Source organism: Sutterella wadsworthensis 2_1_59BFAA (assembly GCF_000297775.1).
GTDB classification, from domain to species: Bacteria; Pseudomonadota; Gammaproteobacteria; order Burkholderiales; family Burkholderiaceae_F; genus Sutterella; species Sutterella wadsworthensis_A.
The window spans coordinates 132,788-153,488 of the sequence record NZ_JH815520.1 but is presented as its reverse complement, the minus strand read 5'-3'; the positions used below and the strand labels follow the sequence as shown (position 1 = coordinate 153,488).

The 20,701-nt window shown below is 62.2% G+C and carries 20 protein-coding genes; 9 read left to right on the top strand and 11 right to left on the bottom strand.

Annotated elements, in window-relative coordinates; all coding sequences use genetic code 11:
• The first annotated feature begins 68 nt into the window (after nucleotides 1–68).
• From aroD to HMPREF9465_RS10740, 5 genes are all read left to right on the top strand, one after another.
• Nucleotides 69–992, top strand: coding sequence for a type I 3-dehydroquinate dehydratase (gene aroD, locus HMPREF9465_RS10760; protein ID WP_005436883.1), 924 nt, complete (start codon nucleotides 69–71; stop codon nucleotides 990–992).
• Between the two features lie 132 nt (nucleotides 993–1,124).
• A complete protein-coding gene (locus HMPREF9465_RS10755) occupies nucleotides 1,125–2,918 on the top strand; it encodes an FAD-dependent oxidoreductase (protein WP_005436881.1) in 1,794 nt (597 codons plus the stop codon).
• Nucleotides 2,919–3,165: 247 nt separating this feature from the next.
• Nucleotides 3,166–3,390, top strand: a complete 225-nt coding sequence (locus tag HMPREF9465_RS10750; RefSeq protein ID WP_005436879.1) for a hypothetical protein — start codon at nucleotides 3,166–3,168, stop codon at nucleotides 3,388–3,390.
• Nucleotides 3,391–3,524: 134 nt separating this feature from the next.
• Entirely contained in the window at nucleotides 3,525–4,307 is a 783-nt protein-coding gene (locus HMPREF9465_RS10745) for a transporter substrate-binding domain-containing protein (protein ID WP_005436877.1), read from the top strand.
• Nucleotides 4,308–4,479: 172 nt separating this feature from the next.
• Nucleotides 4,480–5,595 carry a M20 family metallopeptidase gene (locus tag HMPREF9465_RS10740; RefSeq protein WP_005436876.1) on the top strand — a complete coding sequence of 372 codons (1,116 nt, stop codon included), beginning with the start codon at nucleotides 4,480–4,482 and terminating at the stop codon, nucleotides 5,593–5,595.
• 178 nt (nucleotides 5,596–5,773) lie between these two features.
• Here HMPREF9465_RS10740 and ltrA read toward each other — a convergent pair whose 3' ends face one another.
• Nucleotides 5,774–7,033 carry a group II intron reverse transcriptase/maturase gene (gene ltrA, locus HMPREF9465_RS10735; RefSeq protein ID WP_005436873.1) on the bottom strand — a complete coding sequence of 420 codons (1,260 nt, stop codon included), beginning with the start codon at nucleotides 7,031–7,033 and terminating at the stop codon, nucleotides 5,774–5,776.
• Between the two features lie 825 nt (nucleotides 7,034–7,858).
• On the opposite strand from ltrA, the gene HMPREF9465_RS10730 reads away from it, so the two are divergent.
• Together HMPREF9465_RS10730 and HMPREF9465_RS10725 are read left to right on the top strand one after the other, a co-directional pair.
• Complete coding sequence (locus tag HMPREF9465_RS10730; protein WP_038006001.1) at nucleotides 7,859–8,350, top strand: helix-turn-helix domain-containing protein; 492 nt, start codon at nucleotides 7,859–7,861, stop codon at nucleotides 8,348–8,350.
• Complete coding sequence (locus tag HMPREF9465_RS10725; protein ID WP_147645179.1) at nucleotides 8,338–9,219, top strand: IS3 family transposase; 882 nt, start codon at nucleotides 8,338–8,340, stop codon at nucleotides 9,217–9,219. The genes HMPREF9465_RS10730 and HMPREF9465_RS10725 overlap by 13 nt, the downstream gene beginning before the upstream one ends.
• 516 nt (nucleotides 9,220–9,735) lie before the next feature.
• On the opposite strand, the gene HMPREF9465_RS10720 is transcribed toward HMPREF9465_RS10725, so the two are convergent.
• The 9 genes from HMPREF9465_RS10720 to nadE all read right to left on the bottom strand — a co-directional run bounded on the left by HMPREF9465_RS10720 (nucleotide 9,736) and on the right by nadE (nucleotide 16,309).
• The gene (locus HMPREF9465_RS10720) at nucleotides 9,736–10,221 is read right to left on the bottom strand and encodes a GNAT family N-acetyltransferase (protein ID WP_005436872.1); all 486 of its coding nucleotides are present in this window, start codon (nucleotides 10,219–10,221) and stop codon (nucleotides 9,736–9,738) included.
• Between the two features lie 119 nt (nucleotides 10,222–10,340).
• Entirely contained in the window at nucleotides 10,341–11,237 is an 897-nt protein-coding gene (locus tag HMPREF9465_RS10715) for a DMT family transporter (protein WP_005436870.1), read from the bottom strand.
• A gap of 153 nt (nucleotides 11,238–11,390) precedes the next feature.
• Entirely contained in the window at nucleotides 11,391–11,660 is a 270-nt protein-coding gene (locus HMPREF9465_RS13930; RefSeq protein WP_005436868.1) for a rubredoxin, read from the bottom strand.
• Complete coding sequence (locus tag HMPREF9465_RS10705; protein WP_005436867.1) at nucleotides 11,657–12,499, bottom strand: hydrogenase expression/formation C-terminal domain-containing protein; 843 nt, start codon at nucleotides 12,497–12,499, stop codon at nucleotides 11,657–11,659. Before HMPREF9465_RS10705 ends, HMPREF9465_RS13930 begins: the two co-directional genes overlap by 4 nt.
• A 15-nt stretch (nucleotides 12,500–12,514) precedes the next feature.
• On the bottom strand, nucleotides 12,515–12,973 hold the full coding sequence (locus tag HMPREF9465_RS10700; protein WP_005436865.1) for a hypothetical protein: 459 nt from the start codon (nucleotides 12,971–12,973) through the stop codon (nucleotides 12,515–12,517).
• A gap of 3 nt (nucleotides 12,974–12,976) precedes the next feature.
• Nucleotides 12,977–13,303, bottom strand: coding sequence for a HypC/HybG/HupF family hydrogenase formation chaperone (locus HMPREF9465_RS10695; RefSeq protein ID WP_005436862.1), 327 nt, complete (start codon nucleotides 13,301–13,303; stop codon nucleotides 12,977–12,979).
• Between the two features lie 39 nt (nucleotides 13,304–13,342).
• On the bottom strand, nucleotides 13,343–14,011 hold the full coding sequence (locus HMPREF9465_RS10690; protein ID WP_005436860.1) for a HyaD/HybD family hydrogenase maturation endopeptidase: 669 nt from the start codon (nucleotides 14,009–14,011) through the stop codon (nucleotides 13,343–13,345).
• A 124-nt stretch (nucleotides 14,012–14,135) separates the two neighbouring features.
• Nucleotides 14,136–15,530 (bottom strand): MATE family efflux transporter, encoded by a 1,395-nt coding sequence (locus tag HMPREF9465_RS10685; protein WP_005436859.1) that lies wholly within the window; start codon nucleotides 15,528–15,530, stop codon nucleotides 14,136–14,138.
• Nucleotides 15,527–16,309, bottom strand: a complete 783-nt coding sequence (gene nadE, locus HMPREF9465_RS10680) for an NAD(+) synthase (protein WP_005436857.1) — start codon at nucleotides 16,307–16,309, stop codon at nucleotides 15,527–15,529. The genes HMPREF9465_RS10685 and nadE overlap by 4 nt, the downstream gene beginning before the upstream one ends.
• A 214-nt stretch (nucleotides 16,310–16,523) precedes the next feature.
• Between nadE and HMPREF9465_RS12540 the strand changes: the two genes are divergently transcribed.
• Nucleotides 16,524–17,735 (top strand): MFS transporter, encoded by a 1,212-nt coding sequence (locus HMPREF9465_RS12540; RefSeq protein ID WP_147645357.1) that lies wholly within the window; start codon nucleotides 16,524–16,526, stop codon nucleotides 17,733–17,735.
• A gap of 140 nt (nucleotides 17,736–17,875) precedes the next feature.
• Here the strand turns inward: HMPREF9465_RS12540 and dcuC are convergent, their stop codons facing one another.
• The gene (dcuC, locus tag HMPREF9465_RS10670) at nucleotides 17,876–19,138 is read right to left on the bottom strand and encodes a C4-dicarboxylate transporter DcuC (protein WP_005436853.1); all 1,263 of its coding nucleotides are present in this window, start codon (nucleotides 19,136–19,138) and stop codon (nucleotides 17,876–17,878) included.
• A 241-nt stretch (nucleotides 19,139–19,379) separates the two neighbouring features.
• On the opposite strand from dcuC, the gene HMPREF9465_RS10665 reads away from it, so the two are divergent.
• Complete coding sequence (locus HMPREF9465_RS10665) at nucleotides 19,380–20,627, top strand: RNA-guided endonuclease InsQ/TnpB family protein (RefSeq protein ID WP_038007713.1); 1,248 nt, start codon at nucleotides 19,380–19,382, stop codon at nucleotides 20,625–20,627.
• Nucleotides 20,628–20,701 lie beyond the last annotated feature (74 nt).

Below are 20,701 nucleotides of genomic sequence, written 5' to 3'. Positions count from 1 at the left end.
CTCGGAAAAACAGTTCGACCCAAACTTTCAGCATTCCAACGCGAACCTGCAACACAAGGACATCCACAATGGACCGCCGCTCCTTCATCACGGGCCTTGCCGCCGGCACCGCCGCTCTTGCGCACACGGGCCTTGCTCAGGCCAGCACCTCCGAAGCCTTCTCCAAGAAGACGCGTCCCGTCGACACCATGAACCGCATCGGCGGTTGGACGAACGGCAGCGTCGAAGTGATCGACATCAAGGGCGTGCGCATCGGCGAAGGTCGTCCGAAGCTCATTGCACCGACGACCTCCAAGACCGAAGCCGACCTGATTGCCACGGTGAAGAAGTTTGCGGACATGCCCGCGCTCAACGTGATCGAGGTCCGCATCGACTACCTCGGCAAGATTGATCCGAAGGACTACGCCCGCATTACCCGCGACGCCTATGCCGCCGCAGGCGACAAGGTCGTGCTCGTCACGCTGCGCAACGGCACGGACGGCGGTCCCTTCATCGCCGACGACGAATGGTACGGCTGCGTCTACGAGGCCGTCCTCACGGAAGGCCGCGCCGACATCGTCGACCTTGAGCTCTTCCGTGACCGCGCCATGATCGACCGTCTCGTCAAGCTTGCCCGCAAGCAGGGCGTCAAGGTCATCATCTCCGATCATGAATTCAACTTCACGCCCGACGAGGATGAAATCATCCGCCGCCTGATGCTCGAAGAACAGGCCGGCGCCGACATCCTCAAGATCGCCGTCATGGCCCACAGCCCCGAGGACGCCCTCGCGGTGATGAGCGCCACGGCCAAGATGCGCCACTACCACTCCGCCCGTCCGATGCTCACGATGGCCATGGGCCGTGCAGGCGTCCTCACCCGCATCACGGGCGAGGGCTTCGGCAGCGACATGACGTTCGCGAGCGTGGGCGGCAAGGCCTCGGCTCCGGGCCAGATCCCGGCCGAGGACTGCCTCAGGGTTCTTGAAACGCTTCACAAGGCCATGAACCCGTAAGGCTCCTCTTCCTCCTGCGGGCCTGCGCCCGCCTCCATCCCCCGGGGGCGCGGGCCCGTCTCCTTCGATCCGAAGGACAAACGTTCTCCTTTTTCATCAACCTACGACTCATCACAAGTTCAGGAATTTATTATGAAGAAGACTCTGATCGCCTTTGCAGTTGCCGCGGCCTTTGCGTCCGCCGCCTCCGCCGCGAGCTTCAAGGCCGGCACCTACACGGCCACCGCCCCCGGCATCCACGGCGACGTCACCGTCGAAGTGACGTTCACCGCCGACAAGCTCGCCGACATCAAGGTCACGAAGCAGTCCGAGACCGTGGGCATCGGCTCCAAGGCCGTTGAACTCCTTCCCGGCCGCATGGTCGCCGCCCAGTCTCCCGCCGTTGACGGCGTGACGGGCGCCACCATCACCACCGAAGCCATCCGCAAAGCCGTCTCCGACTGCGTCAAGCAGGCCGGCGTCGATCCCGCCAACCTCGTTCCGCTCGCCGTCAAGAAGACCGGCGGCCAGAAGACGCTTGAAACCGACATGGTCGTCGTGGGCGGCGGCGGTTCCGGCATGTCCGCCACGATCCGCGGCCGCATGAACGGCATGAACGTCATCCTCGTCGAGAAGATGCCGTACATCGGCGGCGCCGCCGCCATCTCCGGCGGTCAGGTCGTCGCCCAGGGCTCCAAGCTCCAGAAGGCCTTCGGCTCCACGGAAGACTCTCCCGAGTCCATGATCAAGGACTTCATGGCCAACGGCCACAACCTCAACGACCCGGCCAAGATCTCGCTCTACGCCAACAATGTCGGTGCCACGATCGACTGGCTGCATGAAAAGGTAGGCGTGAAGTTCATCCCGAACGACCTGCCGTTCCTCGCCGAGTACTCCCACCGCCGCGCCCTTGAATTCGAAGGCGGCGCTAAGACGATGGCCCAGCACCTTCGTGAAGTCATCGCCGGCAACGGCGCCCAGGTGCTCTACAGCACCCGCGTCGAAAAGCTCCTTCAGGACAAGGACGGCCGCGTGATCGGCGTTGAAGCCACGGACGACAACGGCGTCAAGTACACGATCAAGTCCAAGGCCACGCTGCTCACCACGGGCGGCTTCGGCAACAACAAGGACATGCTCGTCGAGCCGATCAAGTCCACGCTCTACTACGGTCCCGTCTCCTCCACGGGCGACGGCCACCGCATGGCCATGGAACTCGGCGCCAAGACGCAGCTCATGCAATACGGCAAGCGCTACCCGAACGGCATTGAAGTCGCGCCGGGCAAGGCCAAGTCCACCATCTACGCCAACGTCGGCGCCTTCGACCAAGCCGGCATTCTCGTCAACATCGACGGCAAGCGCTTCGTGAACGAAAAGGCCTCGAACCGCCACATCCTCGATCCGATGCTCCAGAACGCCAACGGCCAAGGCTACGTCTTCATGGACCAGAAGTCCTGGGAAGGCTTCTACAAGCGCCTGCCTGAAACGGGCGTCTCCCATGAGGATGCCGACAAGTACCTCGCCCAGGACGGCAAGACCGCTCCGCTCTTCGTGAAGGGCGCCACGGTTGAAGAAGTCGCCGCCAAGGCCGGCATCAACGCCGCCGCCCTCAAGGCCACCGTCGCCCGCTACAACGGCTTCGTCAAGGCCAAGAAGGACGCCGACTTCGACCGTCCGGTCCAGTACATGAAGGCCGAAATCTCCGCCGAAGGCCCGTACTACATCGTCGAGCAGCGTCCCCGCTTCGCCACCACGATGGGCGGCCTCTGCACGAACGACAAGCTCAACGTCATCACCAAGGACGGCAAGCTCATCCCGGGTCTCTACGTTGCGGGTGAACTCGTCGGCGGCGTGATGGGCGACGACTCCCCGGCCGGCGCCAACGTGGGCTGGGCCCTCACCTCCGGCCGTGTCGCTGCGGACGCCATCAAGGAAGCCGTCGCCAAGTAAGGGGCGACGAACCTTCCCAACCACTTCTCTTCCCCATCGGGGCCGCCCCGCAACGGCGGCTCCCGACTTCCGGGCCCGAAGCTCTCCAATCGGCTTCGGGCCCCTTTTCTCGTCAGCGCCCCGCGCGCCGCCCTGCGCGCTCAATGCGCCTGCGCACTTCTGCCTAGGTTCGAACACCTACTGCCTTCCAAAACGCATTACGCCTACATACAATGCAAAGTGGAAATGTTTGGTTGGAGGAACGGACATGTCTTCCGATATCAGAATCAAATTGAGCGACTTCGACGCCGAGCTGCTTGCCAACATCGCCGAACGCGAAGGCAGGACGCCCGAAGCGGTCGTGCTCGAGGCCCTGCACGAGCTCTTCTCCGAAAGGCTTGAGGAAAAGTCCTTCCTCATCTCCAAGGACGAGTTCGAGGCCTGTCTCGCCATTCTCTCCGAGCCCGCCAGGAAGGCGGCCGCCGCAGACTGACGCCTGACTGACGACACTCAGGATTCGCACCTTCCCGCCGCATCCCGGCTGCGCCGGCCCCTCGCAGCCCCGATCCATCCTCGTCCGAGCCGGCAGCGGATGCGGACTGTCTTTTTTTTCGTCTCAAAACAATCATGAACGCACGCGCACTCACGACCTTCGCCTGCGCCATCGCAGCCCTCGCCTCCCTTGGCTCCGTTCCCGCCGCAGCGGGCGAAAGACTCGACAACATCGTTAAGAACAACACGCTTCGCGTCGGCACGCCGGGCGACTACAGGCCATTCGCGATGAAGGAGGATTCAGGCTACGCGGGCCACGACATTGACGTCGTCAAGGCGATGGCCGAGGTCTACGGCTGGAAGGTCGAGTTCGTCCCGACCACCTGGAAGCAGATGGCGGCCGACCTCAAGGACAACAGGTTCGACGTGGCCGTGGGCGGCATCACCCGCAGTCCCGCTCGCGCGCTCATCGCCGACTTCCTGCCCGCCTACGCGCCGTTCGGCAAGGTCGCGCTCGTTAACGTGAAGATGAAGAACAAGTTCAGGACGCTCGACGACCTCAACCAGCCCGACGTGCGCGTCATCAAGAATCCGGGCGGCACCAACGAGGCCTTCGTGCTCGCCAACCTCACCCGCGCCAAAGTCTCGACCCATGACAAGAACTTCGAGATCCCGGGCCTCATCGCCGAAGGCAGGGGCGACGTCATGATCACGGAAAACGCCGAGGCGAAGCTCTACGCGAAGAAGGACAAGCGCCTCCACGCCGCCTTCCTCGAAAACCCGCTAACGCCCGTCAACTACATGGGCTTCATGCTGCCCGTCGACGACCCCGACTACACGCGCGTGATGAACTATCTCTGGGACCTTCTGGATCGCCGCGGCGAACTCAAGTCCATCGAGGCAAAGTGGCTTGATTGACGGCCAGACCGCCTTCGCAAGGTTCTCAGGGCCCGTCAGGCAGCCGCCTGCGGGCCCGTCCCCGTCCCAGTTCTCGGAAATCCCGATGCGGCGCTGCGGATCACTTGGTATCCTTTTGGAATTCGACTCAACCGCCCGGGCCCAAAGTCCGGATTGAAAACAAGGATTATCCATGAGCATGCTTGAAGAATACGTGCGCGACCTCGCCGAACTCGTCAACCGCGACTGCGGCACGACCAACTGTGCGGGTGTCACGTCCGCAGCCGAGGTGATGAAGCGTCACTTCGAATCGATCGGCTGGGAGGCCGAGCTCGTCGACCTGGGCCCGACGGCGGGCCGCGGCCTCATCTGCCGCAACAAGCCGGGCTCGACCGAATGCGACGTCATCTTCAACGCCCATCTCGACACGGTCTTCCCCGACGGCACGGCCGCCGCGCGCCCCTTCTCGATCGAGGGCACGACTGCTCACGGTCCGGGCTGCTCCGACTGCAAGAGCGGCGTGCTCGCCATCTTCTACGCCTGCCGAAACGCCCGTCCCGAAGACCTCGAGCGTCTGAGCGTCTGGTGCGTCTTCAATCCCGACGAGGAGCTCGGCTCCCGCGCCTCCAAGGAATGGCTCCGCGAGCTCTCCACGCACGCGAAGGCCGCGCTCGTCTTTGAAGCCGCGCGTGCCGGCGGCGAACTCGTGCGCTCCCGCAAGGGCTCCTCCAACATCCGCTTCACCTTCAAGGGCCTCACGGCGCACGCAGGCAACAATCCTCAGGACGGCCGCAACGCCAACGTCGCCGCCATGCGCCTTGCGCTCGCCGCCTACGAGCTCGACGACAAGACCCGCGGCACGACGGTCAATCCCGGCCTCATCCACGGCGGCACGGGCGCCAACATCATCTCCGACCACGCCGAAGTGACGCTCGACCTGCGCTTCTGGAACGACGAGGACGGCCGCGAACTCATCTCGAAGATCCGCGCGCTCGCCGAAAAGACCTGGGTCGAGGGCGTCACGCAGACCATCGAGCAGCTGAGCTACTCGCCCGCCATGCCGCTTTCCGAAAACACCAGGGCACTCGTCGAGAAGATCACCGACGCCGCCTCCGAAGCGGGCTTTGACGCCCGGTGGGTCGACGCCGGCGGCGCCTCCGACGGCAACCACATGGCCGAGGCCGGCATCCCCGTCGTCGACGGCTGCGGCCCCGCCGGTGGTGGCTTTCACTCCGAACGCGAGTTCCTGCGCCTTGAAACCGTCGAGGAACGCATCATCATGATCGTCAACCTCCTCAAGCGTCTCTGATCCTCAGAGCTCCATCAGGCGACGTCTGCGACAAAGGCCTCTGATCCCAGGGATCCGGAGGCCTTTTTCCTGCCGTCTGAAATCGGATAGGGGTGAGGACTTTTGATCCTCAGCCCCTTCCACACCACCCACCGTGCGGATCCGCAGTGGGCGGTTATCAATAACCTCAGAGAACTTCCTACTTGTAGACGTCCCCCAGGCACGTCCATCCCAATTCTCGGAGTCGGCCATTTGTCAGCGAGGTCGAGAGTATCCAACTGTTTGCCGTATGCCAGTACGACTTGCGGGTATCGGCCCACTCCCAAGCCACCTTGTCGTCTAGGCCCAGTTTCCTGAGCGCCGCAAACTTTGTCCGAACCTTCTTCCACTGTTTCCAGTAGATCTGTCGGATGCGTCTGCGCAACCATTCATCGGTGCTTCTGACGAATATCGCCATCGACGACTCCGCGAAATAGTTGACCCATCCGCAGACGAAAGCCTTCAGCTCCTTCCTGTACGCTTCAAGGCTTCTGCCTCGACTGCGTGAGGTAATGGCCTTCAGGCGCTGTCTGCATTTGGCCTTGGACTTCTGATGCGGTCGTGCTTTCACGACGTCTCGGCTTTGCCAGCAGCCAAACCCAAGGAACTTCAGGTTCGGATCCGTCATGCGGCAGATCTTCGTCTTCTGTTCGTTGAGTTTCAGAAACAGCTTTCCCTCCACGTAGGGCTTGAGGTGTCTGAGAGTCCGCTCCGCCGCCTTCCTGCTCCTGCAGAAGATCATCATGTCGTCGGCGTACCGAACGAAACGGTGCCCTCTGCGTTCGAGCTCATGGTCGAGCTCATTGAGCATGATGTTGGCGAGAACGGGGCTGACCGGACCGCCTTGCGGCGTTCCTATTTCGCATGGCGTGATCTTGTCCCCTTCTTGTATCGGTGCTCTCAGGATCTTGTGGATGAGTGAGACTACTCGTCCGTCCTTGAGCTTGTCCGACAAGAGTTGCAGGAGCTTGGAGTGGCTGACCGTGTCGAAGAACTTCGACAGGTCGAGGTCCACGACCCAGACGTAACCCTGATTTGCGATATCGAGGGCCTCGTCAATGGCCGTCCGGCAACTCCTGCACGGGCGAAAGCCATGACTGTGCAAACTGAATACTGGTTCGTATTCGTCGCTCAGTTTCTGCGCGATCGCCTGTTGGATGACTCGATCGACAGCAGTTGGAATTTCCAACGGTCTGAACTTGCCTTTCTCCTCCTTCGGGATCATGACTCGGCGTACGGGCTGAGGTTTGAATTTCCCCGCCTTCACGGTTTCCACTATCTCGACGGCGTGCGCACGCAGATAGTCCAGGAGCTCGTCTACGGTCATGCCGTCGACGCCCGGACCGCCTCTGTTTGCCTTGACCTGCTTATAAGCTCGGTTCAAGTTGTTCCGTTCAAGGATGGCTTCTAGGGTTACCATTCGTTGCCTTCGCATGTGGCGGCGTTTGTTCTTTCTCGTCCTTCTTCCCTTTGCTCCCCTCCGGTCCTCCCCTGTTCCGCAGGGGTCCCCCTTCGGGATTTTTTCAGCAATAAACGGGTTGTCGGCTACGTCGGACGCCTCCTGTTATTGATTTCAGCCCTTCCCGAGCACCATCCCGCTCGGTACTATGGCCTTCTCACGACAAGCTTTACTCCGACGCTCCGAATGGAACGGCGTCCGTGAGACCTCCTCGGGTAAGAAACACGCTCTTTTCCCTCATGCAGCTGCCTCATTTACACCAACGGCTCCGTGCAGTTGTCGGACTTCACTCTGCCTTGCGAGCTTATCCGCCGTCGTATGCCTGATGAGGTTCTTGTTCATCAGCTCAAGGGTTTGCCTCCAGCTTCTTTCAGCCTACGCCTCGCGACGCACACCTTGCTTTTGGCTATGAGGTTGCCACTGCCGGCCCCTCTCGGGACTTTCACCCGTTAGAACGTGCCCATGCCGAGCACACAAGAGAAGAGCCCCGAGGCGAATGCCGACGGGGCTCTATCGTGGGAAGGCGTTGCTGTCCTTCCGGGATGCCGGCGATGGGCGGCCGGACTTTGAAAAACCGGGACCTTGCGTCCTGCGGTTGATATTATGGTACGCCCGCGAGCCCTTCCCGTCAAGCCTCAACACGCACGATTTCGCAAGCTAGACGGCAGGAAATACCCGCATTCGCACTCATCTGCATTCATCACGCACAAAATGAGCCAAAATGGAAGAGCCCCGAGGCAATGATGTGGTCCCCGATTCTTGGACAAAGAATTGGGGACCATCTGTATGGGACATAAATGGAAGGGAACAGTTGAAGCTAGAAAGCTGAGGTTTCTCGAGCTCTATGAGGATGGCGCAAGCTATCAAGAGATAATGACCCAGCTTGGGCTGGATGAGCATGATCTTAGGGATTGGCGCGCTACAATTCGTATTTTGGGCGTTTCTCGATTTCTAATGTCACATACCGTCAAAACGACATATTCCTACGAAACCAAGCTGGCAGCAGTCAAAGCTCGCATTGAAGATCAGGTCTCGTACCAAGACATCTTGGCTGCATATGGCGTTGCTCCCAAGCTTCTTCGACGTTGGTGCAAGATTTATAGTGAACATGGCGAAGCAGGTCTGCAACCGAAGAAAAGGGGACGTCAGTTAGGGGCCAAGCAGAAGCCCGTGCAAGAGTTGACCCCCATGGAGAAGCTGGAACTTCGTATCAAGCAACTTGAAGCGGAGAATGCCATCTTAAAAAAAGTCGCGGCCCTGAAAGATTGGCGAAACTGAGCAATCGAGAGAAAGCAGAGATCGTTTATTCTCTTTCAGGGCAACATGATCTTGATCTTCTGTTGAAGATCATTGGGTTGCCCCGGTCGAGCTACTACTATGCCCGTAAACATCCGAAGGCAGCTACACGCCCGGACGTTCATGAGAAGGTCAAGGAAATCTTCAACCGCACGTCAAATGGTTGCGGCCATCGCCAGATCTTCATGCGTTTACGTCGTGAGTTCAACATCGTCATCGCGAAAAAGACGGTATTGAAGGTAATGCGAGAATTGGGGTTGATCTGTAAGATTAGGCGACAGGGGTTTGGAAAGTACAGCTCTTATAAAGGCGACAATCGTACCGTTCCCAATCTCTTGGCACGCGATTTCAAAACAGCCTGCCCCTTCACGAAGATCGGTACCGATGTGACAGAGTTCGCTTTGTCCTTCGGTAAGGTATACCTCGCTCAGGTCGTTGACTTTTACTCCAATGAGATTCTGGCTTTCTCCATCAGTCGATCGCCCAACATGGATCAGCAAGAAGAGATGTTCGACGCGTTGGTGAAGGCGTTACCCCTTGGGGCTAGTCCCATCCTTCACAGCGATATGGGATGGCAATATCAGAATCCTGATTGGATTAAATGGACCAAGGAGCACAACGTCACGCGAAGCATGTCTCGCAAGGGTAACTGTTTGGACAATGCGGCAACAGAGCAGGCATTTGGCCATATGAAGGACGAGTTCTTCAGGGGGCAGTGCTGGGATAGCTTTGACGCCTTCAAGAGCGATCTGACGGCTTATATCGCCCATTGGAACACGAAGAGACCTCAGGAGCGTTTGGATGGATACGCACCATCCGAGTACCGTCAGCGTTATGTTAAAGCGGAATAAGAGCGTTCTCAGCGGTCTGAGAGCGATGAGTCGGGTCAAGGGTTGACCGAAGAAGTTGGAGGGGCCCTTTGGGAGGATCTAAGTTGTTCGGTCGTCCCTTGACGCGCCCCAGATAAAATACGCTATCGGCGTAGCCGGGACTTGCTTGTCCCGGCTATGCCAAGCGGCGAGCGTTAAAATCGGCCGCACTCAACTTGGAGTTTATTTTGTAGTCCAAGTTTCGGGGTCCAGATCACAATGCCGACGGGGCTCTATCGTGGGAAGGTCTTACGGTACCTTCCGGGATGCCGGCGATGGGGAGCCGGACTCTTGAAAACCGGGACCTAGTGTCCTGCGGTTGATACTATGGTACGCCCGCACGAAGCTTTCGTCAAGCGTCTTTTGGCTCGAACTCCCCCTCAAAAACCCTCATTTGCACTCATCACGTCCGAAGGTGCGCCGCGGGCTCAGGATGCATAGAAATTCGGCGCGGGAACCTCTGTCTTCAGACAGGGGTTATTGACCAGCAGGAGGCCGTCAGAATTCGAGCGTCATGTCGTACCAGACGGCGCCGCCGTGTTCGGAAGCGGAGACGCCCATGTTGACGAAGCCGAACTGTTCGTAATAATGGATGAGCCTTTCCTTGCAGGTGAGGATGAGGCCGCGGCGGCCCTCGGCCCTCGCCTTCTCGATGAAGGCGCGCATCAGCAGGGGCGCGGCGCCCCTGCCGCGCATTTCAGGAAGCACGCAGAAGCCGAAAATCGACTGCCAGGCGCCCTTCGGGTCGTGCAGGGAGGCGTTCTCGAACATCGGATCGGAGATCGTCGCGTCGTTCGTCACCATGCCGTCGATGAGACCAACGGGACGGCCGTCCTCGCACAGAAGCATGAAGCACTCGGGAAAGACCTTCATGCGAGCCTCGAAGCTCTCGCGCGTGGCCTTCTCCTCGGGCGGGAAGGACTGCGCTTCGATGTCGGTCATGGCGTCAAGGTCGCTCATCGCGGCGGGGCGGACGGTCAGCATGGGATTTTCCTCAGAGTGTTTCGTACGCGCCATATTATAGGAGCCTGCAGGCCTTTTCCCATCCGGTGCGCATGACGATGGCGGCCCATCTCATGAAGTTGAGTTGACAAAGCATTCGCTCAATTCTTCCTGAAGGCCAGGAGCGCCACGTTGGCGATGACAAGCGCGATGCCCGCGGTCTGCCAGAAGCCGAGCACGTCGCCCAGAAAGAGCATCGAGAAGAAATAGCCCGCAAGCGGCTCGGCGCTGTTGAGCAGCCCCGCCACCACGGGCGAGACGTGCCTCAGGCCCGCGAGAAAGCTCCAGAAGGCAAACATCGTGCCGAATAGAACGAGAAAGGCGAAGGCGCCTGCGGACGCCGCGGTCCATTCGGCCGAAATCGAGAGCGGATTGCAGAAGACGGACGCCCAGACGCCGCCGAAGACCAGACCCCACGCAAGCGCGGGCACAACGCCCGCGCGGGCGACGAGGCGCTTGGACTGGATGTTGTAGGCGGCGGCCATGAAGGACGAAACGAGTCCCCAGACGATCGCCATCGGCGAGAAGACAAGCCCGGAGAAGTCGCCGTCGGTCACGATGAGGGAGACGCCTGCGGCAGCGAGCAGGAAGCACGCGATCTCAAGCCGCGGCACGGGCCTTCGGTTCACGATCGCGCTCCAGAGTCCGCACCAGAGCGAAACGGTCACGAGCAGGATCGCGCCCGTGCCTGCGTTCGAATAGTAGATGGACTCGAAGAACGCATTGTGCGCGCCGAAGAGGAGCGCGCCGCTCACGGCGGCGTCGATCACCATCCGGCGGTCGGTCCAGAGCCTCCAGATCGCCCGCGGGCGCACGAGGCTCATGACGAGCACGAAGAGCGAGCCTGCGCAGAGCTGGCGCAGCGTTACGAGCTCGAGCGGCGTCTCGAAGGCGCCCGAGGAAAAGAGATACTGCACGGACGTGCCCATCGCGCCCCACAGAATGCCTGCGAGGAGGACTAGCGCGACGCCCGTGAGGTTGGAACGGTCGACTGGCATAAAAAAAATGAAATCTGCGTGGTTTTCCACGCCTGTTTCGTTATCTTATCAGGCGGAACGGGAGCTCGCGACAACGCAGAAAATGCATCGGGCGCCGCCTTGTCAGCGACGCCCGATGAGTCTTGATGATGCGCCTCTTCCCTGCAGCGCCCGTCAGAAGCCTTCTGCCGGAATGAAGCTCGCCTTGGGATGGCCGCACTCGGGGCAGGTCCAGTCCTCGGGGAGATCGTTGAAGGGAGTGCCCGGCTCGATGCCGAATTCGGGAAGCCCCTCTTCGGGATCGTAGACGAACCAACACACCTTGCACTGCATGTGCATCTCCGGCGTGATGCGTGCGCGCATCAGGCGGTCGAGACCGTCGCTCACGTCCGAGCCTGAAAGGCTCGTCGGAAGGACGTCGTCGCTCACTTCATTGTCGTTCATCGGGCCTCCTCCACGGGTTCTCCGCCGATGGCGCCGCGCTCGAGGTCCTTTTCGACCCAGTCGACCATCTCGCGGCAGCGCTCGACGGTGTCGTCGAAGGCCTCGCAGGGCGAGGCCACCTCGGGCGGGATCACCGCGCAGACGTAGGCGTCAAGGAGCGGCTTGCCCGCATTGTTGAGCATCTTCGTGTGCCAGATGCCGCGCACGCCCGTGCGGTTGATCGTGCTTTTCGCAAAGCCCGTGATCTCGGCCCGGATGTCGCCCGTGCCGAGCGTGGAGAGAATCGCGCGGGAGTCGCCCGGCGAGAGCGGCTGCTTGGTGAGTTCGACCATGTGGGCGGGGCTCTCGGGGAGCCTCGACCAGTCGATCTTCTGCTGTGCGGCGCGCAGCTCCTCCAGAATCGCGGGAGCCGCGAAGACGTCAGAGCCATTGTTGACGATAGTGCCGACCGTCTCTTCGCCGCTCCGGGCGGCAAGCCACACGCAGCGCGGGATGCGTCCGAGAATGAAGGAGTCGTGGCCGCCCATCTGCAGGCGCCAGAGGGCGGGAATGCCCGTTTCCTCCATGCGGGCGAGCCCGTCGTGGAGCGTGATGCGCACCTCACCGCTGCCGAGCATCGGCAGGATGAAGGGCAGCCAGGCGCGGTCGAAGCTCCTGAAGTCCCAGACGCGGTGAAGCTCCTCGAGGACTTCGGGCCCGGCGGCCTTCGCCTCGAGCACGGCCTTCTCGACCTCGCGCAGAAAGTCAACGAGCGCCCGCGCGGCTGCGCGCTCTACCTCGGGCGGGAGCTGCGGCACCTCGGCCCAGCGGCCGGCGCCGTCCAAAGTCAGACTGGACATGGGGGATCTCCTAACTCAATCTTCCGTTTTCTGCAGGATCGCAATCGTGCGCGAAGGGCCCTTCTCACGGGACCCGATCTCGACGAGCGCCTGTATGTATTCGTCCCAGCCCATCAGTCCCTCGGCGGCGCCGAGGTACTCCGCGCCCCTGAAGAGCGCGACGGCGGGAAACTTGCGGATGCCGTAGCGTGCGCCGAGGGCCCTGCCCTCGGAGACGGCCGTGTACCAGCCCGAGGCGACGGCGGCGCCGAGCGCCTTCCTGAGCTCGGGGCCGATCACGGCGATGTCGAGCGTCTCGCGCCTCAGGTTCGGATCCTCCGCAAAGAGGACCATCTTGAGGCCGGGCGCCTCGAGCATCGTCTCGAGCGTGGCGCCCGAGAATTCCGCAAAGCCCGCCTCTTCGCGCAGGCGCGCAAAGAGCGGATGAACGGCCGTGTCGACGACGGCCTCGACGGGCGGCTTGGGTTTTGCCATGGATCAGGCTCCTTTCTTTCCGACGAGCGCCTGCAGATGCGGCGGGAGCCGAGGCTCGCCCGTCAAGTCCTCAAAGCCGGCGGCCTCGGCCGCCGCCGATTCGTCGCCCGCCATCACGGCGGAGACGCACGCGAGCGCTCGGCCGATCCTTTCGGCCTCCTCTTCGCTCACGGTGCGGATGACGCTCTCGCGAAAGACGAGCACCCAGTCGCCCGGCGCGAGTTCGCCCACTAGCGACGTGTCGACCTTCAGGTCGGGCGCGCCCTCGCGCCTTGCAACGGCCGAGAGGCCCTCGGCCTCAACGATCCGCATGGGAACGGCAATGCACATGCCATGCCTCCTTTTTATGCGGGCCTCCTGCGGGAGGCCTCATTTTCTCTCGAAGGACGGATCCTCGACGTGTACGCCCGCGGGCCTCACGAGGAAGCGCTCGTCGCCGATACGGCAGGCCTCGGCCTCGCAGGGACGGCCTTCCTCATAGGGCGCCTCCTCCACGCAGGCGGCCATGAGCGGCGCGACTTCGGCCCCTTCGGGACGGCGGGCAAGATCAAAGCCCCAGCGCGCCACTTCGGCACGACCGAGCTCGACCGCCTCGTCAAGCAGGTTCCTGAGCGTGTCGGAAAGGCTTCCGCCGTAGTCGTCGAGCCTTTCGGGCTGAACACCCACGACGACCAGGCTCTCGGGGGCGCGGCCCATCAGGGCCGCAGTGGCGAGCAGTTCGGAGAATCCCGTCTGATGCGGGGAGATCTTGGTGGTGAGCCATGGCTCGACGTCGTCGTCGCGCAGCACCATCATCGTGCCGGGCTCCTCGTGGAAGTCGCAGCAGTCGAAGACGAGGATGCGGCGCGCGGACGTGATGAGGTTCATCAGATAAAAGCCCAGCGTGCCGCCGTCCTCGACGCGCACCTCAGGCCTGTCCTCATAGAGCCTGTGAAAGTGTTCGACGCAGCGAGGCCCGAACCCCTCGTCGGCCCAGAGGATGTTGCCGATGCCGAGCACGAGCACTTCGCATCGGTCGTCTAGTACGTCAAGCGCCATGAATGCCCCCCGTTGATTGTCCTGCCCTTTAATATAGACCAGCACGCCTCGGTCGGCATCAGTCAGGCGTAGCGAATCCACTACGCACTATGGAGGAGAGGCCGCGCGACGTTCTGCGAGGTTTTCAGACCTTGCGCGAGGCGTTCTTCTTCGCCGTGAGGTCGTCGGCCTCGAGCACGATGGCTCGAATCCACCTGAGACTCACGAGGGTTGCAAGCACCTCAGCAAGAGGCTGGGAGGCGCACAGGCCCGTGAGGCCGAACCATCCCGGGAGCGTGAGGATGAGCGGCAGGAAGCACCAGCCCTGCCTGAGGCTCGAGAGGAAGGACGCGGCCTTGGGGCGGCCGAGGACCTGATAGGTCATGTTGGCGATCATCGAGACGGCGATGAAGGGGAAGCCCGCGAACGCCCAGCGCATGGCCGTCGTGCCCGTCTCCATCACCTCGGGGTCTCCGCCCGCGAACACCGAGACGATGCTCTCCGAAAAGATGAAGCCCGGAATCGCAGCCGCCGTCGTGAAGGCGGTGCCCGCGACGATGGTCGAGACGAGCGCCTTCTTGACGCGCGCGTAGTTGCCCGCGCCCCAGTTGAAGCCCGCCACGGGCTGGTAGCCCTGGCCGAGGCCCACCATCACGGCGTTCACCGTCATGAGCACGCGGCCCACGATGCTCATCGCCGCCACGGCCGCGTCGCCGAAGCCGCCTGCGGTGAGGTTGAGGATCGAGGCCGCGACGGCTGCGAGCGCGTTTCTCAGAAGGCTCGGCATGCCGTTTCGCAGAATCGTGGGCGAGAGCCTGCGCAAGCGCTCGAGCGTGGGCGGAATGATCCTGAGGAGCCCCGCCTTCCTGCGGTAGTGATTGACGAGGATGAGCAGACCCGCCGCCTGGGAGAGGACGGCGGCCCAGGCCGCGCCCTCGATGCCGAAGCCCAGTCCGAGGATGAAGGCGGGCGTGAGCGCAAGATTGAGGATGCCGCCCGCGAGCAGCGCGCGCATGCCGACGACGGCAAGGCCCTCGCTTCTGAGCAGGTTGTTGAAGGTGAAGCTCGCGCACACGACGGGCGAGCCGATGAGAAGAACCTCGGCGTAGCGCACGGCGTCGGGCATGATCGTGGGCGTCGCGCCCAGGACCCTGAGGAGCGGCTCGTCAAAGAGTAGGCCCAGCACGCCGATAGCCACGCCGCCCAGCACGGAGAGGAGAATGCCCGTGCCCGCGATGAAGCCCGCGGCCTCGTATTCGCCCGCACCGAGGAGGCGCGAGGTCTGGCTCGCGCAGCCCTGTCCCGTCATGATGCCGACGGCGGCGAGGATCATGTGGAGCGAGAAGACGATGCCGAGCGCGGCGACAGCCGTCGTACCCAGGGTCGAGACGAAGTAGGCCCCCGTCAGGTTGTAGATGGCGGGCGTGAGCATGCTCACCATGGTGGGCACGCCGAACTTGACGACCATCGGGAAGACGGGCCCCGTGAGGAGCTCGCCTCTGGTTTTCGCGGCCTTGTCGCCGGACGCGGGCGCCGTCATGCGAGGCGGGCGTCTTCGGCCGGCTCGAAGGACGGCATGAGGCGCAGCTTGTGGAGGTTCAGGGCGTGGAGCCTGTCGATGCGGGCCCTGACTGCCTCATCGGGGCACTCGCCCGTGAGCACGTAGCGGTCAAGCACGGCATAGGTGAAGCCGAGGCGCTCCTCGTCGGTCGAGCCCGAGAGGCCGTCCGAGGGCGTCTTGTCGACGAGCGACCCGGGCAGTCCGAGCGCATGGCCGATCTGGCGAACCTCGTGCACGAGAAGGTGCGAGAGCGGGCTGAAGTCGCCCGCGGCGTCGCCGTACTTCGTCGAGTAGCCGACCCAGTCCTCGGAAAGATTGCAGGTGTTGGCGACGCGCCCGCCCTGCGGGAGCATCTGGCCGACGGCATAGAGCGTCGTCATGCGGATGCGGGCGGGCATGTTGATCGCGGCGTCCCGCGTGAGGCCGTCCGTGCCCGACAGCTCGAGCAGTCCCGGCGAAGCCTCGAGCGCGCCCCTGAGGCCCTCGACCGCCGCATGAATGTTGACCTCGACGATCCTGATGCCGAGCACGCGCGCAATCTCCCTCGCATCCTCGATGTCGGCCTGCACGCCGTCAGGCATGAGCACGCCCACGACGCGCCCGGCGCCGAGCGCCTTCACGCAGAGCGCGGCCGTCACGGTCGAGTCCTTGCCGCCCGAGAGCCCCACCACGGCGCTGCACTTCGGGCCGTTCTCTTCAAAATACCTGCGGATCCATTCCGCAAGGTCGTCCGCCGTCTGCCGAGGGTTCGCGAGCATTCGTCACCTTTCACGTCTTTTGCGGACGGCGCACCGCGCGCCGCCCTGCCTCCCGTCATTTTAGCGGCTCACCCGCCTGAGGGTGACTCTCATTTGCAAGCCCGCCCCGGTCGGGAAAGGCGATCCTCCCGAGTAGAATATGAGAGACACGCGAAAGATTGAAGCAGACGTCAATAACCCCCGCCTAAGGCGGATGTTCCCTCGCGGCAATTCTATGGCAGCGCTCCTCAAACTTCTTCTCTTCACGCTTCTGATGCACACGGCGTGCACGTCGCTGCGCTTTACCGCGACGCTTGACGCCATTCATGCAGGGGCCTCGTCCTTCGAGGTGGGCCTCATGCTCGCCTCGATCTCGTTCGGGCCCATGTTCCTTGCGATCGCCGCGGGCCGCTGGCTCGACCGTTCGGGTCCGCGCGCTCCGATGCTCGCCTCACGGCTCTCCGTCATGGCGGCTGCGGGCTGCGCCATCCTGCTTCCCGCATCCGACCTCGGGATCGCGCCTCTTTTCGGCGCCTGCGTCCTCACGGGCCTGTCCTTCATGCTCACGAACGTCGTGATCCAGCGCCTCACGGGCGACGTCACGACGCCGAAAAACCGCCGCTTCGCCTTCACGGCGCTCTCGCTCACGACCGCGAGCTCGAACCTTGCGGCCCCCGTCGTCGCGGGCTACGTGATCGAGCGGCTCTCCTACACGGCCGTCTACGTCTGGAGCGCGGTTGCGCCCCTCATTCTCTCCGTGCTCCTCTTCGTGCCCGCCTTCGGGATCGTCATGAAGGCAAGGCCCCGCGCCGTCAGGGCGGAGGCGGGACGCACGAAGGGGTCAGCCGCGGACTTCCTGCGCGACGGCCCGATGCGCGCCGTGCTCGTCGCCTCGGTCATCATCTCGATCGCCTGGGAGGTCGGCAACCTGCTCATCCCGATCTACGCCGCGGGCGTGGGGCTTACGCCCTCCGAAATCGGCTGGGTGCTCGGGAGCTTCGCGGCGGCCACGTTCATCGTGCGCTTCGTGACGCCGTTCCTCCTCAAGGTCGTGCTCGAGTGGCACATGATCGTGCTCTCGCTCCTGCTCGCCACGGCGGCCTTTGCCGTCATGCCGCTCGTCACCACCCAGGGCGCCATGATGGGCGCCGCCTTCGTGCTCGGGCTCGGCCTCGGGGCGTCACTTCCCAACATGATGTCCCTCGTCTACCTCTTCTCGCCGCCCGAGCGCATCGGCGAAGCCATCGGCCTTCGCATCATGGCGCTCAACCTCGGCAAGTCGGTCTTTCCCGTCCTCGCCGGGCTCCTCGGCAACTGGATCGGCGCGGGCTCCACCATCTGGTGCCTCGCGGCCTTCGCCGCAAGCGGATGCGGGTACGCGGGCGCTGCGGCCCGCACCGTGCTCTCGAGGATGAAGGCGCTCAGGGACGCGAAAATCGATGGATGAGTCCTGGATGACGGGGATGGAAAGAGCAAGGGCCTGCAGGCTTTGGAAAGCCTGCGGGCCCTTCACTTGTGTTTCACCGCGGATCCTTTTTTCAGCCCCCCGTCCCGCCTCGTGGATGAGGCGGGTTCCGACGTCCGGAATTAGACGAGGAAGTACAGGATGCCGAGCGTGATGATGGCGGCGGGAGCCGTGCGCTTGACGACTTCGATCGGGGAGACGCCTGCGATGCCCGAGAGCAGGATCAGGCCGCCCGCGAGCGGAGAGGACATGCGGCCGAGGCCGGCGGCGATCATGGCGAGGTAGCCCAGACCGTCGATCTTCATGCCGAATTCGGCGGCGTGAGGCGTGACGGCTTCGTTGAAGGCGAACGCGGCGGCGTCGCCGGAGCCCGTCAGGACGCCGAAGACGTACGGGCCGACGGAACCGCCGATCTTGGCGACTTCATTGGCGTGCGTCAGGTAGTTGACGAAGAGGTCGATCACGCCCGTGGCGCGAAGACCGGAGGCGAACACGCCGGCGGCAATGATGATGCCGAGGATGCTGCCGTAGCCCTTGCCCATGCCGTCGAAGAACTTGGAGATGGTCTTCTGCGGGTCGGCGCGGGTGACGAGCATCGCGTACATCATGCCGATGAGCATGGCGGTCGCAACGGAGATCTTGACGGACGGAATGTAGAAGGAGAAGCCCAGAAGCAGAGCGACCGGAACGAGCGGAGCAAGCGCGCAGAGCACGTTGACCTTTTCGTCCTGATGTTCTTCTTCGGTCTGGGCGGCGTCTTCAAAACCGCCCTTCTTGAAGTCGCCGTAGGCGACGCAGACGCCCGTCATCAGGACGACGAGGCAGCCGCAGACCATGAAGGTCACGTTGGCGTACCCGCCCACGAACTCCATCACCTCCATGCCGGCGAGCTTGGCGATGAACGGGTTGTGGGAGACGCCCGGATTGAAGTAGCCGGCCATCACGCAGGAGGCGACGGCAGCGGCGGCCATGGCCGGACGGAAGCCCGCGCGAACGAGAAGCGGGATGAGCGTCGGGCCAACGGCGGCGGACATGCCGGCCATCGACGGAATGGCGGTGGCGACGACGAAGCCCACGAGGATACAGGCCGGAAGCAGGAAGATGCCGAGCTTGCCGAGCGGCTTCGTGAGGAGACGGACGAGGTGACGGTCGCAGCCCGTGAGCGAAATGACGCCGGCAAAGCCGAGCGCCGAGCAGATTGCGATGATGAGCGAGCCGTTCGTCATCGACTTATCGAACTGCTTGAAGGCCGCCATCGGATCCATGGCGATGAGGGTCATCACCAGACCGGCGGTGAGAAGCACGAGTCGCGTTTCATAGCGCTTGATGAGCGCATAGACGGTGGCGCACACGACGAGAAGCGCCAGACCGATGGTAATGTTCATGGGATTGTCTCCTGCCGCAGCATGCCCCGCGGGCGCTGCGCAGCGTGGTTGTGTCGGATGTCCGCAGTCCGCCGCGGTGATTCCGGGAGCCTCCTCCGATGCCGGAATCCGCTCTGCCGGACCGCTCCGCGGCCGCCTGTTGTGTACAGGCCGAAGATTTTACCAAATTGCAGCGTAAAGCTCCGTTCAGGGCGGAGATATAAGCCGCGGGTTTTTCGATGAACGCTAGTATCATATAGGCTTGATTATTCGCCAAGGCTTTTCGTTCAAACTGAAACCCGACGGAGCTCAAGACAGGAAAATGTCCCGCTTCGCCGGTTGTACGCGTTGGGTGTACAACCAAGGGCTTGCTTGGAACGAAGAGCGCCGAACAGCGGATCCCGCCTTCCATATCAGCTATTCGAAGCTTTGCTCCGAACTGATGGTTTGGAAGGAGCAGAATCCCTGGTTGAGGGAAACGCACTCTCAGGTTCTCCAACAGTCGCTGAAGGATCTGATGGGCGGCTTCCAAAAGTTCTTCAAAGGTCTGTCGACCTTCCCGAAGATGCACAAGAAGTTCGTGACCACGGACTCCTTCCGCTTCCCGCAGGGCTTCAAGATTGACGAAGGACGGCGGCAGATTTATCTGCCGAGCATCGGCTGGGTCAAATACAAGCGAAGCCGCTTCATCCAAGGCAAAGCCAAGAACGTGACGGTTTCCCGACAAGCCGACGGATGGCATGTTTCCATCCAGACCGAGTACGAAATGGAACCTCCCAAGCATGCCGGCGACAGTGTCGGCATTGACATGGGATGCGTCCGTTTCTGCACGCTTTCCGACGGCACGTTCTTCGAGCCGTGCGGCGCACTCAAGAAGCAGCTTAAGAAGCTTGCTTGGATGCAGCGCAGGCTCGCAAGAATGCAGAAGTTCGGGAAGAATTGGCGCAAACAGAAGGCCGCGATTGCAAGGCTTCATCAGCATATCGCCAATGTCCGTCGTGATTTCATCGAAAAGGTCTCGCTGGAAATCTGCAAGAACCACGCAGAAATTTTCAGAGAGGACTTGAAGATCAAGAACATGACGGCATCCGCGAAGGGAACTGTTGAGGAGCCCGGCAGTCGCGTTGCACAAAAGAGCGGTCTCAACCGTTCCATTCTCGATCAAGGCTGGGGGATTTTCTTCAACAAGCTTGAATGGAAGGCGTTGAGACTGGGCGGACACGTTCATACGGTGCCGCCGCAGAATACAAGTCGCACCTGCCCGATATGCGGCTGTGTTTCCAAAGACAATCGCAAGACGCAGGCGTTGTTCAAATGCATCTCCTGCGGACATCAGGGAAACGCGGACGTCGTGGCTGCGATCAACAGCAAAGAGCGCGGACGAAGCTCGTTAGCCTGTGGGGAGTCTGAGAAGAATGCTCAGGCTCAAGTGAATCCGGGTCGGTCTAAAAAACCGGCGCCGAATCAGCAGCAGGAATCCACCGAAGTGATCAGCAGCGCATGCTGCTGACACAGTAGAGAATCTCCGTCGTTCACGGCGGAGAGAACGTCAACAAATGTGTCATTTAAGAACCGTTGGGAAAC

What these genes read in the sequence shown, in the direction of transcription:
- HMPREF9465_RS13930 (WP_005436868.1), bottom strand. Translation starts at nt 11,660, where the DNA reads ATGAACGACAATGAAGTGAGCGACGACGTCCTTCCGACGAGCCTTTCA.
- HMPREF9465_RS12540 (WP_147645357.1), top strand. Translation starts at nt 16,524, where the DNA reads ATGGCAGCGCTCCTCAAACTTCTTCTCTTCACGCTTCTGATGCACACG.
- ltrA (WP_005436873.1), bottom strand. Translation starts at nt 7,033, where the DNA reads ATGGTAACCCTAGAAGCCATCCTTGAACGGAACAACTTGAACCGAGCT.
- HMPREF9465_RS10715 (WP_005436870.1), bottom strand. Translation starts at nt 11,237, where the DNA reads ATGCCAGTCGACCGTTCCAACCTCACGGGCGTCGCGCTAGTCCTCCTC.
- HMPREF9465_RS10740 (WP_005436876.1), top strand. Translation starts at nt 4,480, where the DNA reads ATGAGCATGCTTGAAGAATACGTGCGCGACCTCGCCGAACTCGTCAAC.
- dcuC (WP_005436853.1), bottom strand. Translation starts at nt 19,138, where the DNA reads ATGAACATTACCATCGGTCTGGCGCTTCTCGTCGTGTGCGCCACCGTC.
- HMPREF9465_RS10690 (WP_005436860.1), bottom strand. Translation starts at nt 14,011, where the DNA reads ATGGCGCTTGACGTACTAGACGACCGATGCGAAGTGCTCGTGCTCGGC.
- HMPREF9465_RS10685 (WP_005436859.1), bottom strand. Translation starts at nt 15,530, where the DNA reads ATGACGGCGCCCGCGTCCGGCGACAAGGCCGCGAAAACCAGAGGCGAG.
- HMPREF9465_RS10700 (WP_005436865.1), bottom strand. Translation starts at nt 12,973, where the DNA reads ATGGCAAAACCCAAGCCGCCCGTCGAGGCCGTCGTCGACACGGCCGTT.
- HMPREF9465_RS10720 (WP_005436872.1), bottom strand. Translation starts at nt 10,221, where the DNA reads ATGCTGACCGTCCGCCCCGCCGCGATGAGCGACCTTGACGCCATGACC.
- HMPREF9465_RS10705 (WP_005436867.1), bottom strand. Translation starts at nt 12,499, where the DNA reads ATGTCCAGTCTGACTTTGGACGGCGCCGGCCGCTGGGCCGAGGTGCCG.
- HMPREF9465_RS10750 (WP_005436879.1), top strand. Translation starts at nt 3,166, where the DNA reads ATGTCTTCCGATATCAGAATCAAATTGAGCGACTTCGACGCCGAGCTG.
- aroD (WP_005436883.1), top strand. Translation starts at nt 69, where the DNA reads ATGGACCGCCGCTCCTTCATCACGGGCCTTGCCGCCGGCACCGCCGCT.
- HMPREF9465_RS10755 (WP_005436881.1), top strand. Translation starts at nt 1,125, where the DNA reads ATGAAGAAGACTCTGATCGCCTTTGCAGTTGCCGCGGCCTTTGCGTCC.
- HMPREF9465_RS10730 (WP_038006001.1), top strand. Translation starts at nt 7,859, where the DNA reads ATGGGACATAAATGGAAGGGAACAGTTGAAGCTAGAAAGCTGAGGTTT.
- HMPREF9465_RS10745 (WP_005436877.1), top strand. Translation starts at nt 3,525, where the DNA reads ATGAACGCACGCGCACTCACGACCTTCGCCTGCGCCATCGCAGCCCTC.
- HMPREF9465_RS10695 (WP_005436862.1), bottom strand. Translation starts at nt 13,303, where the DNA reads ATGTGCATTGCCGTTCCCATGCGGATCGTTGAGGCCGAGGGCCTCTCG.
- nadE (WP_005436857.1), bottom strand. Translation starts at nt 16,309, where the DNA reads ATGCTCGCGAACCCTCGGCAGACGGCGGACGACCTTGCGGAATGGATC.